17 protein-coding genes are annotated in these 16,771 nt (G+C 38.2%); 13 read left to right on the top strand and 4 right to left on the bottom strand.

The annotated features are described in order from the left end of the window. Positions 1-52 precede the first annotated feature (52 nt). The 10 genes from BTO08_RS15710 to BTO08_RS15755 all read left to right on the top strand — a co-directional run bounded on the left by BTO08_RS15710 (position 53) and on the right by BTO08_RS15755 (position 9,307). Positions 53-1,174 carry a long-chain fatty acid--CoA ligase gene (locus BTO08_RS15710; protein WP_105061622.1) on the top strand — a complete coding sequence of 374 codons (1,122 nt, stop codon included), beginning with the start codon at positions 53-55 and terminating at the stop codon, positions 1,172-1,174. A 13-nt stretch (positions 1,175-1,187) separates the two neighbouring features. Next, on the top strand, positions 1,188-1,895 hold the full coding sequence (gene fre, locus BTO08_RS15715) for an NAD(P)H-flavin reductase (RefSeq protein WP_242446281.1): 708 nt from the start codon (positions 1,188-1,190) through the stop codon (positions 1,893-1,895). 125 nt (positions 1,896-2,020) lie between these two features. Further along, complete coding sequence (locus BTO08_RS15720) at positions 2,021-2,680, top strand: riboflavin synthase (protein WP_105061624.1); 660 nt, start codon at positions 2,021-2,023, stop codon at positions 2,678-2,680. Positions 2,681-2,712: 32 nt separating this feature from the next. Further along, positions 2,713-3,810, top strand: a complete 1,098-nt coding sequence (gene ribB / locus BTO08_RS15725; RefSeq protein WP_105061625.1) for a 3,4-dihydroxy-2-butanone-4-phosphate synthase — start codon at positions 2,713-2,715, stop codon at positions 3,808-3,810. A gap of 59 nt (positions 3,811-3,869) precedes the next feature. After that, positions 3,870-4,340: a 6,7-dimethyl-8-ribityllumazine synthase gene (ribH, locus tag BTO08_RS15730; protein ID WP_105061626.1), complete on the top strand. Its 471-nt coding sequence runs from the start codon at positions 3,870-3,872 to the stop codon at positions 4,338-4,340. Positions 4,341-4,456: 116 nt separating this feature from the next. Then, positions 4,457-5,053: a GTP cyclohydrolase II gene (locus BTO08_RS15735; RefSeq protein WP_105061627.1), complete on the top strand. Its 597-nt coding sequence runs from the start codon at positions 4,457-4,459 to the stop codon at positions 5,051-5,053. Positions 5,054-5,989: 936 nt separating this feature from the next. Beyond that, positions 5,990-7,039, top strand: a complete 1,050-nt coding sequence (locus BTO08_RS15740; protein WP_105061628.1) for an HlyD family secretion protein — start codon at positions 5,990-5,992, stop codon at positions 7,037-7,039. Between the two features lie 24 nt (positions 7,040-7,063). Next, on the top strand, positions 7,064-8,059 hold the full coding sequence (locus BTO08_RS15745) for a DUF2955 domain-containing protein (protein ID WP_242446282.1): 996 nt from the start codon (positions 7,064-7,066) through the stop codon (positions 8,057-8,059). Next, positions 8,040-8,498, top strand: a complete 459-nt coding sequence (locus tag BTO08_RS15750) for a MarR family winged helix-turn-helix transcriptional regulator (protein WP_105061630.1) — start codon at positions 8,040-8,042, stop codon at positions 8,496-8,498. Before BTO08_RS15745 ends, BTO08_RS15750 begins: the two co-directional genes overlap by 20 nt. Positions 8,499-8,521: 23 nt before the next feature. Next, on the top strand, positions 8,522-9,307 hold the full coding sequence (locus BTO08_RS15755) for a PhzF family phenazine biosynthesis protein (protein ID WP_105061631.1): 786 nt from the start codon (positions 8,522-8,524) through the stop codon (positions 9,305-9,307). 64 nt (positions 9,308-9,371) lie between these two features. Here BTO08_RS15755 and BTO08_RS22450 read toward each other — a convergent pair whose 3' ends face one another. Further along, positions 9,372-9,800, bottom strand: coding sequence for a VOC family protein (locus tag BTO08_RS22450; RefSeq protein WP_105061632.1), 429 nt, complete (start codon positions 9,798-9,800; stop codon positions 9,372-9,374). A 288-nt stretch (positions 9,801-10,088) separates the two neighbouring features. On the opposite strand from BTO08_RS22450, the gene BTO08_RS15765 reads away from it, so the two are divergent. After that, a complete protein-coding gene (locus BTO08_RS15765) occupies positions 10,089-11,420 on the top strand; it encodes a polysaccharide deacetylase family protein (protein WP_105061633.1) in 1,332 nt (443 codons plus the stop codon). Between the two features lie 48 nt (positions 11,421-11,468). Here BTO08_RS15765 and BTO08_RS15770 read toward each other — a convergent pair whose 3' ends face one another. Continuing rightward, complete coding sequence (locus BTO08_RS15770) at positions 11,469-13,100, bottom strand: SgrR family transcriptional regulator (RefSeq protein WP_105061634.1); 1,632 nt, start codon at positions 13,098-13,100, stop codon at positions 11,469-11,471. 17 nt (positions 13,101-13,117) lie between these two features. After that, positions 13,118-13,324: a hypothetical protein gene (locus BTO08_RS15775; protein ID WP_105061635.1), complete on the bottom strand. Its 207-nt coding sequence runs from the start codon at positions 13,322-13,324 to the stop codon at positions 13,118-13,120. Positions 13,325-13,635: 311 nt separating this feature from the next. Between BTO08_RS15775 and BTO08_RS15780 the strand changes: the two genes are divergently transcribed. Further along, complete coding sequence (locus BTO08_RS15780) at positions 13,636-15,015, top strand: endonuclease/exonuclease/phosphatase family protein (RefSeq protein WP_105061636.1); 1,380 nt, start codon at positions 13,636-13,638, stop codon at positions 15,013-15,015. A 157-nt stretch (positions 15,016-15,172) separates the two neighbouring features. Here BTO08_RS15780 and BTO08_RS15785 read toward each other — a convergent pair whose 3' ends face one another. Beyond that, a complete protein-coding gene (locus tag BTO08_RS15785; protein WP_105061637.1) occupies positions 15,173-15,439 on the bottom strand; it encodes a hypothetical protein in 267 nt (88 codons plus the stop codon). A 502-nt stretch (positions 15,440-15,941) separates the two neighbouring features. Here BTO08_RS15785 and soxR point away from each other — a divergent pair. Next, positions 15,942-16,382, top strand: a complete 441-nt coding sequence (gene soxR, locus BTO08_RS15790) for a redox-sensitive transcriptional activator SoxR (RefSeq protein ID WP_105061638.1) — start codon at positions 15,942-15,944, stop codon at positions 16,380-16,382. Positions 16,383-16,771: the final 389 nt, after the last annotated feature.

A 16,771-nucleotide genomic window follows, 5' to 3' on the forward strand; every position in this document is an offset into this window, starting at 1 on the left:
AATGGCAGTGTGGCTTCTTACGCTGCCATTAAATTTTTTATTAAGGTGTAATATGACTACTTTATTAGATATTGATACTAACGATATTATTGTTAGTTCAGAACTCGATGATATTATTTTCTCATCATCACCGCTTACATTAACCTTTGATGAGCAAGAAAAATTAAAGCAAAAGTTTATAATGGAATCATTCCACTACCATTATAAAAATAATGAAGATTACCGTTATTATTGTAATGTCCAAGGTGTGGATGAAAATATTACATCTATCGATGATATTCCTGTATTTCCAACCTCGATGTTCAAGTACGCCAAGCTACATACTGCCGATGAAACCAATATTGAAAATTGGTTCACCAGTAGCGGCACCAGCGGAATTAAAAGCCATATTGCCCGTGATCGTCAAAGTATCGAACGTTTACTGGGCTCTGTGAATTACGGCATGAAGTACTTAGGTGAGTTTCATGAACACCAGCTAGAGTTGGTGAATATGGGACCAGATCGCTTCAGCGCCAAAAACGTTTGGTTCAAATATGTCATGAGTCTCGTTGAGCTGTTATACCCAACGACGTTTACAGTCAACGAAGATGAAATTGATTTTGAGCAAACCATCGCCTCATTAAAAGCGATCCAACGTAAAGGCAAAGGTATTTGTCTAATTGGCCCTCCGTACTTTATTTATCTGTTAGCACTTTATATGAAAGAGCATAATATTGAATTTAATGCTGGTGCTCACATGTTCATCATCACAGGTGGTGGCTGGAAAACCAAGCAAAAAGAAGCGCTTAATCGTCAAGATTTCAATCAGCTATTAATGGAAACATTCAACCTTTTCCATGAAAGCCAGATTCGTGACACCTTCAACCAAGTAGAGCTAAACACTTGTTTCTTTGAAGATAACCGTCAACGTAAGCATGTTCCGCCTTGGGTATATGCCCGTGCGCTTGATCCTATCACGATGATGCCAGTTGAAGATGGTCAAGAAGGCTTAATGAGTTACATGGATGCCTCCTCGACGAGTTATCCAACCTTTATTGTAACGGACGACATTGGCATTGTGCACAACATCAAAGAGCCAGATCTCTTCCAAGGAACAACCGTTGAAATTGTTCGCCGTTTAAATACCCGTGAACAAAAAGGCTGTTCATTATCGATGGCGACCAGCTTGAAATAAGCAACAGGACTGAATGATGATTTTTAATTGCAAAATAATAAAAATTGAAGCATCTGATAGCCATGTTTTTAAGGTGTTTATCAAGCCAGACCAATGCTTTCAATTCAAAGCCGGTCAATACGCTATTGTCTATTTGAATAATAAACAGCTACCTTTTTCTATTGCTAACAGTCCAACCTGTAATGAATTAATTGAATTGCATGTTGGCGGCTCAGCCAAAGAATCTGCTATAGAAGCAATTTCGCATTTTATCGATGCGTTTATTCATCAAACCGAGTTTAAGATCGATGCACCACATGGTGATGCTTGGTTACGTGATGACAGTGAATCGCCACTACTACTAATAGCTGGCGGCACAGGCCTATCGTACATCAATAGCATTCTTCATCATTGTGTTTATAAGCAGTTATCACAACCTATTTACCTTTACTGGGGGGTAAATAACCATCAATTGCTTTATGCAGATCAACAACTTAAATCATTATCTGCCCAGTTTCCCAATGTGAAATATGTGCCCGTTGTCGAGCATGAACACACAGAATGGGACGGCAAAATTGGCAATGTCATTGATGCTGTAATGGATGATTTTGCCGACTTATCTGACTTTGATATTTATGTTTGTGGTCCATTCGGTATGAGCCGAAGTGCGAAAGATATTTTTACCACAGAGAAAAAAGCCAATGTCGGAAAAATGTATTCTGATGCGTTTAGTTATATGTAGTTAAAAATCATTCATCTCATTATTTATGGTTTTTATCTCAATCAGTCATTAATCATTATTTTTACTCTATTTATTGGGTAACTGCTGGCTTATGCCTGATAAATAGAGTTTTTTATAGGTATAGTATGTTTACAGGAATAATAGAAGCAATTGGAAATATCAGCGCCATTATTCGTAATAACGACGATATTTCAATGGTTATCAATACCAATAAGCTTGATATTTCGGATGTAAAGCTTGGTGATAGCATTGCTAGTAATGGCGTTTGTTTAACCGTATCTAAATTAATGCCAACTGGGTTTGTTGCCGATCTTTCAAAAGAGACGTTAAAACGTACTACATTTCACAGTTACCACGTAGGGCAAAATATCAATCTAGAAAAAGCCATGTTACCCACAACACGCTTAGATGGTCATATTGTTTCCGGACATGTTGATGGTATTGGCGACATTATTGAATTAAAGCGAAAAGGTAGCGCCATTGAGGTTTGGATCACTGTACCAATACATCTGAAGAAGTTTGTTGCTGAGAAAGGTTCAATTTGTATTGATGGAACGAGCTTAACCATCAATGCTGTCTATCAGAATGTCATTAAATTGACCATTATCCCTCACACGTTAACCAATACAACACTTGCTAATGCAACCATTGGTCAAAAGGTCAATATTGAAGCTGACATGGTCGCACGCTACCTCGAACGATTAGTCAGCATTGATAAACAAGAATCGAAAAAAAGCACTAACGTCTCTATGTCTTTATTAAAGAAGCACGGTTTTATCGTATAACTCGCTTACACTGTAGATAAAAAGGACCAGTTATGACTTTAAGTAGCACCCAAGAAATCATTAATGATATTCGTCAGGGGAAAATGGTTATCTTGATGGATGATGAAAATCGTGAAAATGAAGGAGATCTGATCATTGCCTCTGAAATGATTACTCCCGAAGCGATTAATTTCATGGCAACACATGGCCGTGGGTTGATCTGCTTAACGTTAATCAAAGATCGCTGTAAAACTTTAAATTTACCGCTAATGGTACAAAATAATCACGATAAATTCTCAACTGCATTTACCGTTTCAATAGAAGCCGCCACAGATGTTACGACCGGGATCTCTGCTAGTGATCGTGCGAAGACAGTACAAGCAGCAATTGCTCCTAATGCCAGTGCGGATCATATTGTTTCGCCGGGTCATATTTTTCCATTAATGGCGCAAGATGGTGGCGTATTAATTCGTGCCGGTCACACTGAAGCAGGCTGTGATATTGCACGCTTAGCAGGGCTTGAAGCCTCTAGTGTTATTGTGGAAATTCTTAATGAAGACGGCACCATGGCACGCCGACCTCAACTTGAAGTGTTTGCGCAAAAGCACAATTTAAAACTGGGTACCATTGCCGATTTAATCGAGTATCGAACCCAACGAGAAAGTCATATTGAACGTTTATCAGAGAGTGAATTATGCACTGAATATGGTGTGTTCAACTTGATCACCTACCGTGACACCATTGACAATCAACTCCATTATGCATTGTGTAAAGATGATATTAACCCTAATACTGAAACCTTAGTCCGTGTACATGTCAAAGATACACTGAAAGATATTTTACATACTGGCGCTACACAATGGTCCCTACAAGCGGCCATGCAACGTATTCAAGCCGACGGTGGCGTATTAGTGATCATCAGCCAAACAGAACCCTCAACGATGATCATCAATCAATTAAACCAGTTAGCTGCAGAGCACCAAGCAGCTTCTCCCTTACCTATCACGCCGCAATCCCGAAAAATTGGTTTGGGATCGCAAATTTTAGCTGAACTAGGGCTACGCAAAATCCGTTTACTGTCTTCACAAAATCAACAATATCGCTTTTTATCAGGATTTGATCTTGAGGTAGTTGAATATATTTGTAACTAGTAAATACTCAAATATTATTGATTTATCGTTCGTTTTTATAAATACACTTAGGAAGCTTCATGAATATTATTGAAGGTGCGATCACAGCACCCCACGCAAATGTTGTCATCATCGTTTCTCGTTTTAATAGTTTTATTAATGACAACCTATTGTCTGGTGCATTAGATGCCCTACAACGCCAAGGTCTTGTTAAAGAGACCAATATTACCGTTGTACATTGCCCAGGGGCTTATGAGCTGCCTTTATTGGCTCAACAACTTGCGAAACAAGGTAGTTATGATGCCATCATCGCTTTAGGTTCTGTGATCCGTGGCGGTACTCCACATTTTGAATATGTTGCAGGTGAATGTAATAAAGGTTTAGCGCAAGTTGCATTAGAGCATCAAATTCCAGTCGCGTTTGGTGTCCTTACGGTAGATTCAATTGAACAAGCGATTGAACGTGCTGGAACAAAAATGGGCAATAAAGGCGCAGAAGCCGCCCTCAGTGCACTAGAAATGATCAACGTGTTAGCAGAGATAGAACCTTAGATACCTTATATACCTTATATACCTTATATTCACACATGATGATGGCTATTATACCTACTGAATCATAGCCATTTTCCTCCCAAAGTAATTAACCCAAATAGAAGTACGAGGATATTATGATCACAGTAAGAGCCCGAGTTCCTTTTAAAATAGGGCAACGAAGTGATATCCCTGCTGAATTATTGTCATTTCATGGCTTTAACTCAGGTAAAGAACACGTCGCAATTATTTTCAAACAAGCAGATACAGCGGCAAACGTTCCTTTAGTTCGTCTGCACTCAGAATGCTTAACCGGTGATGTCTTTCACTCTTCTCGCTGTGATTGTGGTGAGCAGCTCAATGAAACAATAGAAAAAATGCACCAATTCGGTGGAATTCTTTTGTATCTACGTCAAGAAGGCCGTGGAATTGGTTTATACAACAAACTCGATGCTTATCAATTACAAAGCCAAGGCATGAATACCTATGAAGCAAATAACCATTTAGGTTTTGATGATGATCTTCGTGATTTCAAGGAAGCCGCAGATGCATTACTCGCACTGGGTATCAACAAAGTCCGCTTAATTACCAACAACCCTAAAAAAGTCAGAGACTTATCGCAACATAATATTCAGGTAGTAGAAGTGCTTAAGACTCAGGTACACATCAAAGAAGGCAATCAAGAATATTTACAAGCAAAAGCCTTATACGGCCATCACAATTTATCTTTATGACAGTTCACACTTAGCTTTACTTGCCATACACACCGCGATTTCCCCCCTCACTATTGCGCCATTTAACATACTAAAATTGTCATGTTAAATGGCCAAAAAACAACCACCTTAAACGACCTCAGTTAAGAGTTACCCACTGAATTTGTGGATAACATTTATTTTTATTTTATTTTCAACACCTTATGATTTTCAATAGGAATAATTAATAATTATTGTGATTTTCTGAATTATTAATAAGTTTCTAAAAATAAAAAGCCGCACTATTGCAGTGCGGCTTGGTGTTGCTATTAGTGTACTTACTCGGCACACCAATATTGTTACGCTTCGCCACTCATTACGTTGAGCTTGCCGTGTCCCACAATATTTGTGCGGACCGCTATATATTGGCGAAGAAGCAAATTTTTAAAAGGTGTCACTTACCAAATTGTTAACAACTAAGTTTTCACTTAGAAGCTTTTACATGCGTAGCTCTTACGATGTTGCTTTTTACTTTGTTGCTCTTACATGTATTGCTTTGTCTACTTTTCACATGTTGCGCGATGCAACTGAGTGACTACTAATAACGGGTCTAAGAGGTCTATTAATAATCACTGATACCTGTATCCGTGAGTCTTTAAAAACAGCTCCAATCCTCCGTTAGCTCGAGTAACTATCTCAATACAGGTTAAGTTAAATATGGTAGATAAACGCCAATTAGGCAAATTTCATCACTGAAAAAAATATAAAAATAAACTCAAACACTACTAACGTCTTATTTATAAAACAAATAACCCAATTAAATATCGCGGCTAGAATCTTATTTTTTGCGAATCCACACTCGAAAACACCTCTTTTAACGGCATCACTAACAAGACATAACAATCTTTAATGTTGCAGGTGCAACATTAAAAGGTGTATTATCACACCTGAAATTTGTTGTATGGGTAACAAAAAACAATGAAAATGAACATTTACTCTGTGCTCTTATATATCGTGATTGGTGTCGCTTTATCATTATCAGCTTTTCTTTTAATGGCTGATAATGTGTCGCCATTTACCACACAAGCCACTTTCTATAAATCAGTGGTGAATATTGCTCCTGAAGTATCAGGAAATATCACCCATGTTTATGTCATTAATGGTCAACACGTTAACGCTAACCAACCTTTATTTTCTATTGATGCTAAGCCTTATCAAATTGCAGTCGATCAAGCGCAGGCCGAATTGCAACAAGCAAAAGAAGCCAATCTGGGAACATGGCAGCAACTCGCTGCAGCTCAGCAAGTGGTGCTACAGAAAAAAACATTGTGGAAAAATGCGCAACATAAATTGGAGCGTTACCAAATATTGAGTCGTAAAGGGTTAACGACCCAGCAAGAGCTTGATGATGCGATCAGTGCTACAGATATCGCGAAAAGTGCTATTTCTGCTGCACAAGCTAATGTTCTAAAAATACAAACGACGTTATCTGGTAAAGAAAATACTGCTGCCGTTGAGCTCGCGCAGGCAAAATTAGATCGTGCTGAGTGGGATCTATCAAATACGACAGTGATGGCGAAAACGGCTGGAACTATCAGTAATTTGCAATTAGATACGGGAACTTATGTAAATAAAGGTACACCAATCCTTTTCCTCGTTAATGAGCAAAATAGTTGGCTGAGTGCCGATTTTAATGAAAAAGGCATTACACATTTACAACCCAAGCATCGTGTCTTAATCAGTTTTGACTCCCAACCTGGTCGGGTATTTAAAGGCGAAATAGAAAATCAAGATCGCGCTATTTTTGATGCGAGTAACCCATTAACACGACTATCAACCGTTACCAATGACACACGTTGGATCCGCGAACAACAAAAAATCCGTACTCGTATTGCTGTCAATGTACCGCAACAAGATGTTATTTCAGGCTCTCGTGCAAGTGTCATTGTGCTTAATGGTAATCCCGTATTAGATGTGATCAGCTCAGTATGGATCCATGTTATTGCCTTATTCCGCTACATCTACTAAGCAGAAAAACAATACAGGTAGGATATGAAACATTCAATGAATACAGATGTACTGCGTACCACGTGTATTGTATGCATCTGTATGATGTTCGGTAAGATTTTTCATGTAAATTCACATGTCTATTTTGCGCTTTTTCCAATAATTATTGCGACTAAAGTAAAAGACTACAGTTGGAAAGGATTGAGCAAAACATTCGCCTTAGTGTTGCTATCCGCTTACTGTGCAGTTTTCGTGTCTGAAGTCTTTAGCGATCATCCTTTTATTATTTGGACGATCAGTATTGTACTGTTCGATCAACTAAGAAAACGGGCAGGTTCTCACGCAAAAGTGGGCGCGCTGTTTATGCCGACGATAAACTGGATTTTAAATATCGTTTTTGCGCTACATACCAATATGGATATGCCTCAGCGTTTACACGAAGTGGGGTTAGCAATTGTTGTTAGTATCTGTGTAACCAAGCTGTTTTTTTGGCTACTACCACCGAAAACAACATCTGGCTTTTTCAAACCGAAAACAATCCCTATCACCGCTCAACAACGCTTAATATCAGTGAGTTTGATTGGTTTAGGACTTGGTTTTTTAATGATTGTTAATCTAATTTCTGGCGCATTTTGTATGGTACCAGTCATTGCTGCAGCAACCCAAACCAGTCGAGAAGCATATTTAAAAATCGTAAAATCACGTTTTATTACTCAAGTCGGCGGATGCGCCATTGCGGCGATATTTATGCTGCTTATTGCCGGTTATCAAAGTGATATTATTGTTTATGGTTTGGGATTATTTGGACTGATTTACGTGATCAGTTACAAAATTTATACTGATGAAGGCCCACACCAAGAGTTACATCCCGATATTTTGCTCGCAACCATGCTACCAATCCAACTTTATATGACCAATAGTGAGTTAGGATTAAGTAGTACTTTCCTTCGAGGATGGGAACTTAGCTGTACTTTAGGTATATTGGCTCTGTTTTATTTCATTACTACGGCGAAGAAACGTCATGCCACAGAACTACACTGATATCCCTTCTCTTAATGAGAGTTTGTCTTTTACGATGGGATTAGCCTATAAACAATTTCGTAGTATTGCCACCTCAGCTTTGGCGACGGAATTTGATATTACGTTAGAAATGTTAGGTGCACTTCGCGTGCTCAGTCATTTAGGCGAAGTACCTCAACAAGCCGTCTCTGATGCCCTACACCGCGAACGTTCAGTGACTAAACGTTTGATCGATAACTGTATTAAACGTGAATTAATCACCGTCAACAAATCAGAACAAAACAAAAAAGCCCGCTATCTTGTCATTACTGATAAAGGTAAAGATATTGAGCAAAAAGCCACCGTGTGTATTGCTAATATCAATCAAGACTTCTTTGCTCCACTAACAAATGAAGAACGCGAACTTTTATTCAACATTAACAAGAAATTGATTCGACACGATATACTCGTCAATTCGTAATCAATTTCAGGGAAAAATATAATATGGATATTTTCGTTGTCGATACTTTTACCGACCAACATTTCAAAGGTAATTCTGCGGCAATCATGCCAGTTACCACTTTTCCAGATGCTTCACTAATGCAGCGTATTGCTGCTGAAAATAATCTGTCTGAAACGGCTTTTATTAAGCCAACGGGCGATAATACCTATGCAATACGTTGGTTTTCTCCTCTCACTGAGATTGACTTTTGTGGCCATGCAACGCTTGCCTCTGCTTTTGTTCTGTATCAGTTTTACCAACTTAAAGGTGAAATCACTTTTACGACAGAGCAAGTCGGTACACTGACAGTAAAACAAGCCCCAAATGGCAATATTGAAATGAACTTCCCTTGCCAGCCTGGTGAAGAAGTTGAACCACCAGCCGCCTTACTCAAGGGATTATCTATTACGCCTACCAAGGTGCTAAAAAATCGCCAAGCCTACATTGCCGTTTTACCCAGTGAACAAGCAGTACAAGATGTGGTTTGCGATTCAGAGCAGCTTAAACAGCTCGCCCCTCACGATATCGTTGTTACTGCACAATCGACACAATACGATTTTGTGTCTCGTTATTTCTGGCCAGCTAATGGCGGCTATGAAGATCCAGTGACAGGTTCAATCCACACTGCTTTAGCGCCATATTGGGCTGAGCAGCTTGGTAAATGTGAATTAACCGCTTATCAAGCCTCACAACGTGGTGGGGTTTTACAGTGTAAAATGATCGATAATGATCGCATTATTATTGCTGGATCTGCGGTTTTATATCTGCGTGGAAAGGTATACTTATAACGCTTTACTTATATTCAATCCATAAAGGAGAGAAAGGTCTCTCCTTTCTTATTTCATTTAATCTTTATTGGCTGTAATCATTTCTAAGTGCACGATCATCGGTAAAATATTCAATAAACTCGATCTCTAAATTGTTATCATCGATAAAATAAACACTGCGGCGATAAGGATGCTCACCACTCCAATGGTCAATTTCATAACCGGCATTCATCAGCTTTTTAACCGTATCATCAATACGTTCAACCACAATACCAACATGCTTAATGCCTGATGCATTTCCCTGCCAATCAGGAACCTGACCTTTCCCCCCTGATCCTATCGCCACATAACTGTCCTGATCGCCAATGTGATACCAATGCCTTGGTTTACCAGACCCGTCATCAATTTTCCCTTCCCCGCGAATCGTCCATTCAGGTAACGCTGTTAATAAAAAATGAATCGTTTTTTCTGGCTGAGATACTTTTATATTGATGTGCTCTACATATCCTTTCATTAATTTTTCCTTCTTTTTTAAAATATGTTGGCACTTTAATTCCTCAAGTAAGCTTGAGGTCAAGAAGATTTTATTTTAAGTAACGCATCAAAAAAGAATGGCTTATTCCCTTTAAGAATACTTTCGAGCGACTTCAACAAAAATAATAACACTACTGAAAATACAATCAGCAGAATGTCTACACCTTAATAAAAGAAGCGTCAAACAAGCTTTCTGATTCGCTTTTTATAAAACTACATCGCTATCTTACTTTCTAGAAAATCAATAATATGAAATTAAAGGATAGAAATGAAAAATACACTTCACACCTACATCAAACAGCACCATAAAAAAATCACTCTTGCATACTCTTTATTATTAACAGCACTTCCCTCTTTTGCTGATACAAACAATATTGCACCATCACAACAGTCCCCCATCGATACTGATAAAACACCAATGTTTGTCAGTTTTGGATTTGACGATAATGTCACCGAAAATGGTTTGTCTTGGGTTGTTAATATGCTGGCGTCATATAACAACCCACAAGGCCATGACAGTTATGCAGGTAAGCCGCTAACAGCCAGTTTCTTTGTTAACTGCGCAACCGCTAGAGACAATGAATCAATCACCAATCAATGGAAGCTTATGAAATATAAAGGCCATGATATTGGTAACCATAGTGAAAACCATCCACATGATGGTGCAGGCATCATGACTGCAGAACAATGGAATAACGAAATCGAAACATGTAACCGTTTTTTAACCACCTCTGAGCAAGATGGTGGTATAGGAGTGGAGAGAGTTTATGGCTATCGAGCGCCATTTTTAACTTATAACGACAATGTATTAACCGCACTAGTCAAGAACGGTATTAGTTATGATGTCAGCTTTCCAGCGGGCATATCAGGAGATCAAAATGGCACCAATAACCTTTGGCCATACACTTTAGATAACGGTAGCCCAGATCATAATGCTGCGGTTAATGGTGGCTGGAAACCTGCTATTAATCATTATCCAGGGCTTTGGGAAATACCACTACACACGTTGATTGTGCCACCTAACGATGTTGTTGCTGATTACGGCTTAACATATTCATTACGTGACAAAATCTCATCGCGTGTGCCTTGGTTTGATACACAATCAGGTAAGGGAGATAACTTTGACTGGAATCTCTACTCAACACCTACCTACTTTGCCGCAGGTCTAAATGCTAACGATGTACTGGCAATTTATAAATACAACCTAGATTTACGTCTCGCTGGAAATAAAGCGCCATTAGTTCTAGGCTTACACTCTGATTTCTATGGTTATTTAAACGGTGAAGAGCATACTGATAAACCAGAAACCACAGTAAAATCTCGCCGTTATGTACTTGAACAGTTTATTGTTTATGCCTTAAGTAAACCTGAAGTAAGGTTCATTAATCATAAACAACTGATTGATTGGATGGTTAAACCTGAACCACTTACACTATGTGCAGATGAGCAATGGCAACCACATCATAACTATCAAAAAGGCGATTCAGTGATGTTTAATGAGAAAAACTATGTCGCCAAATGGTGGACAAGCCATCAAATCCCAGCCTTATATCAAAACTCACCTTGGCAAGAAGTAAAACACTGTACGTCTCACCAATAGCAATATCCGTTAATATATGAAGACGAGGAGTTCTAATTCCTCGTCTTATTAATATTTGGCGATCAAACTTTCCATTGACGCTGTAACATCCGATTTCACTTTCATTGGTTTGATCCAAAGCTTAGAAAAATTGCACCACCCATTCGCGTTGATCTCCACACCTCGAATTTGCTCTGGTACCGAGAGGGTTAAGCCTTCACGCTTTATTTCAAATAAAATATTTTGTTGCTCTAACCACGTCATAACGTGACTAATCAATGCTTGTTGACGTAACGCATCCTCTTCAATACGGATCACAGCGATCTGCTGTTGTAAGTAATCTTGCTGTGTAAACGTCAATACCGATGCCCAGTGTGGGTATAACTTTAAAAAAGAAAACCAACTGGTGTACTTATTGTCTTCCTTTCTTATCCCTAAAATCGACACATCAACACTATCAAGAAACTGACCAAACTTTACTTCTTTCATCTGCAATGTTTCAGGCTTATCAAAATAGGAAAATAACTGTTTTGAATACTCTCTACACTCTCGGTTATTTTCATGACTTATCGTGTAAACAGAATATTCCTCGCCTGCTTGAATATGATTTCCTAAAAATGCCGCTGCTAGATTTTTTTTAACGTCTTGAGTTTGTAATTGCTTATTTGTAATCAAGCAATAAAACGATCCGACATAATCACAGGCCGTTTCATACACGTTTAAACTGTCGCTTAAAAAAAAGAAGTTTTGATAGCACTTCTTTCTTTCAGCCCAACTCTCGTGGATCCAAAATTCAATTTTTTCAATTAATGCTGATGTACGGTTATATTGTGGAAATCGTTGCAAGCGTAATAATTTGTTCGAATTCACTGCTAACAGGAAAGGTCCCGAGCCAATGGCTTTAAAATGTGATTCATCAGCAAATACGAACTGTTTGGGCATGATCGCGGTTTCAGCACGACACAATAATTTAATAAAAAGAGGGTCAGAGGTAGATAAATGAATTTCAACCACATCAAAAGAAACGGCAATAACCTTTTCAATATGATCATACAATCGTTGCCATTGCGCTGAATGGATAAGACCTTTAAAGCTTGCAACAACATCATCTGCCGTCAGGACTGATAAATCATGAAACTGGGTTTCAGGACGAAGATAAAAGGTCCAAACGGTATGGTTGCTATTACTTTCCCAAAAATGAGCAAGATTACCTGTCAGCTTATTCGCTTTTTCTTCAACTAAGGTTTGGTAAATCTCAGAAATAAAATGGCGCTCAGTTCGCTCGGTAACAAAATGTGGATGTAACGTTTTCATACAACGATGAAAAGGTGCAAGGATGGTGTTGTGTTTCTCTGTCACCGCTTGTGATAAATATTGCCATAAGCCGGCAGCCGTATCCCGCCCATTAAAGCCCACCAGCTTATACACTAAATCGAGATTACTGTTGTCATTCGCTTTATCAATTTCTTTATGGCATGCCTGTATTGGCTCCAATAAACAATTGAGGATCCCTTTTTTACCTCGCCCCACAGTCGGAGACCAAGTCAACCAACCTAATGTTGTCATTTGATTTAATAAGGTTCTCGCATGACGCTCACTGCAATGAAGATAAGCGGCTATCTCTACAATGGTTACCTTACTTTTACCAGGACCGACACGATTAAATATATTTTCATATAGTTCCAGTTTTCGTCGGCTCATACAGAGAGATCCTTACATTACTTTAGATAATTATCATTAAACTTCTTTTGCTGGCTTAACGTTAATGGTTTGGCTTGAGTTAACAGCTCTGAACCAAAAATAGTGTTCAGCCTTTCTAATCGCTGCTCCGGACTAATATATATCAAACGAGCAAGCCATCCTGTTTTTTTATCGTAACGTTTTGATGAGTTAATGATTTCTTTTAGTTGATTATAAAATTTCATGGTTTAGCTCCTATTATTTGATGATTTTATTTTAGGAGCTTTAAGCCATTTAAAAACGGAACAAAAAAAGAGACTGTTCCGGTTTTACACTACACACAAAATATTTATCTCTTTAAGCATTCGAAGAAGTACATACCATCCTCCCTCATAACAATTTTGAGATACCGAGCATAATTTAAGAAAAAACAAAGCAAATCATCACTGCTAATTACATATTATCGTGCTCCTATCACACTTATTTATCACTAAATAGGTACTATGCTGCTCGACACTTTACCGCCTAAATTCCTTTCAACAATATGGATTATTGAATGAAACTAATTAAGACTCTTGCTGCTGTTGCTATTTCATCTGCTCTTCTTACAGGCTGTGTATTTGAGAGCAATAATGATGTTATCCCTGTTAACGAAGTTTCTATTGCTACATTTAACTTATCATTCGATCGTTTTACGTTTGAACAACTGATCGATGAAATGCAAACCACACCTTCAGAGCAACAAACATTAGTCGATGGGTTTAATGCAAATACGCTAAGTGAAGACGACAAAGCGAAAGCACTAAAGATTATTCAAATCAGAAACGTTGCTGCCATTATTCAAAACCAACGCCCTGATATTATTTTACTAGCTGAATACAATAACGACGGTACAGGCGATGATCTTACCGCTTTAAATGGATTCCAAGATAACTACTTAGCGGTAGGACAAAGCCTAAATAGCATTGATGGTGGTGACACCCTATCACCAATTCACTATCCATTTGCCGAGAGCTATGCAACAAATACAGGCTTAATGAGTGGTTTAGATCTTAATAACGACGGTAAAGTAAATAGCGGCCCAAATGATGCTTGGGGCTTTGGTCAATACCATGGTCAGTATGCCTTTGCGCTCATGTCTCAATTTAAAATTGATAATGCTAATACCCGTACATTCCAAACTTTTAAGTGGAAAGACTTACCAACAGCAACGAACCCAACCATTACTAACTGCAACGATGAGAAAAATAAAATTCCTGCAGGTATGAGTTGTGGTGATAGTTGGTACACCGATGCTGAATGGAATCAAGTACGTTTATCATCGAAAAACCATGTTGATGCTCCAGTTATAATTCCGACATCATCAGGCGAGCAAGTGGTGCATATTTTAATGTCGCACCCAACGCCACCGGTATTTGACACAGTGACTGAAAACAATAAACAAAAAAACCGCGATGAAATTCAGTTCTGGACAGATTACATTGATGGTGCAGAGTTTATTTATGATGACAAAGGTACAAAAGGCGGTTTAGCTGATAATGCCAAGTTTGTCATTGTCGGTGATCTTAATGCCGATCCTGAAGCAGGTGACGGCTTTATCCAAACAATTGATACCCTATTAAAGCATCAGCGTGTGAATCAAGAAGCCACTAATGGCGCTTACGTTCCGACAAGCTTTGGTGCTGAAGAATGTTACCCAAGTGGTGAATGCCGCCAAGATAACCCTCACCCAGAGCGCATAACCAGTACGTTTGGTTTACAAGTGGATCACGCTATCCCATCAAGTAATTTAAACATTGTTGATTCTGGTGTTTACTGGCCGGCAACGAATGAAGCTGGATACTTGTTGATGAACGATGAACGTATTGGTAAAGGAAAAGGCAAAGATATTTCTTCCGATCACCGTATGGTATGGCTCAAGGCTAGCTTTAACTAATTCGTCCTTCATTTAAAAAGCCGATCGTAAGATCGGCTTTTATTGTCAACATGGTTCTGACAAGAAATAATCAGAACATAAGAAATACCATCGATTAACACCATTCACTCTTATTTGATATTTACTTAAATAAAGTCAATATGTCCGTTGTACGACTTTATAACTTAATCTCAACTTCATTTCTTACATAAGTTGGGATAGCAAAATGCTCATCTATATCTTTAAATTTTGACGGTTGAGGCATAGATTCTATTATTGAATTCAGCTCTTCAAAACTGATACCTACAACGCGGCAAGCTGCCATCAACCCATAAATGAAGTTTTTTTTATCTCGCTTTTGCTGTTGCTCATACTCAGGAATGGACAAGTACAACTTGCACTCTTTCTTTAATACGGTTAAAAGATTTTCTTTTGACGTTTCCATATACAAACTCAAACACCTAGATAATTTTAAATTATTATCAATGATTTATAATGTAACTTCAAAGAGCTTGCTCTTAAATTTCAAATCAAAATCCAATATTGCTAGGTCCATTAAAACAGCCTGTAACAACAGTACATTCGCTCTTGATATTCTTGCGAATTTAAGAAAAAATAATTATCACAGTAAATCTTACAAGCCTCGTTCAAGTTCTATAGCAAGAGCCTGATATCATTTGACACTGATGATATTTATGAAATCGCAGCCCCCATCAATGAGCCTTGTTCTTCACTGGAAGGGAGACCCTGAAAAATACGGCTTAATCCGGCTAACAATGATAAACCCTGAATCATTCGCAAATATCGCAGTTACACAGGGCTATGACGTGAAATTTAAACGACTATATTATCTGTATAAAAAGGATAGAAAAACGTACTAAATATCTATCTTGTTTTAAAATTTTCGACAAGAATAGAGCCGCTATAAATGTGATGTGGAGAATCAAATGGAATTGAGTGTTGGACAAGTTGCAAAACGCGCAGGAGTCAGTGTTTCGGCGTTACATTTTTACGAACAAAAAGAACTCATTCTTAGTTATAGAACCGCGAGCAACCAACGTCGCTATAAACGTTCTGTACTGCGTCGTATTGCCGTAATCAAAGCAGCACAAAATGTAGGCTTAACATTACAAGAAATAAAGCAAGCCTTGGCTCATATTCCCTTAAACGAAAACGTTAAAAAAGAACAATGGGAACAACTTTCTACACTTTGGCATCAAAAGCTTGAAGATAAAATGCATGAGTTAAAACAACTACAAAACCAGTTAGGCAGTTGTATTCAATGTGGCTGTTTATCAATGGAAAGTTGTGCGCTATATAACAATAATGATGTTAACGGCATCACCTCACCAGGCGCTAAGTTAATCACACCAAAGAGTAATAACTAGATTCAACTTTTATTCTTAACGTACTAAAACCTTCTCAAGAGCCCAGTTTCAAGTGAGCTCTTTGGTCGCTTCATAAGAACAATAGTTAAGGTTTGAACGCTTTGGTTGCGATTAATGTATAAAAGTCAGACAACAAAGGAAGCATTAATTTGCAACCAAAGAATACTATTATAAATTAGTTTGGAATAAAAAAGAGTTAATTAAATAGCTCAGTGTTTAATTAACTCTATTTAAATAATTATCTATAACAAACCATCATTCGGGTATCGGCGTTTCATATAAGTACAACCAACACAGTTATTCATTTGATGTATCAATTATTGCCATTGAAATTCGTTTTTAAACTGGTGGCACTCATGGTGACTTTCACAGTAGCGAATCGTAACAAT

This window comes from Photobacterium angustum, assembly GCF_002954615.1.
Classification (GTDB): Bacteria; Pseudomonadota; Gammaproteobacteria; order Enterobacterales; family Vibrionaceae; genus Photobacterium; species Photobacterium angustum_A.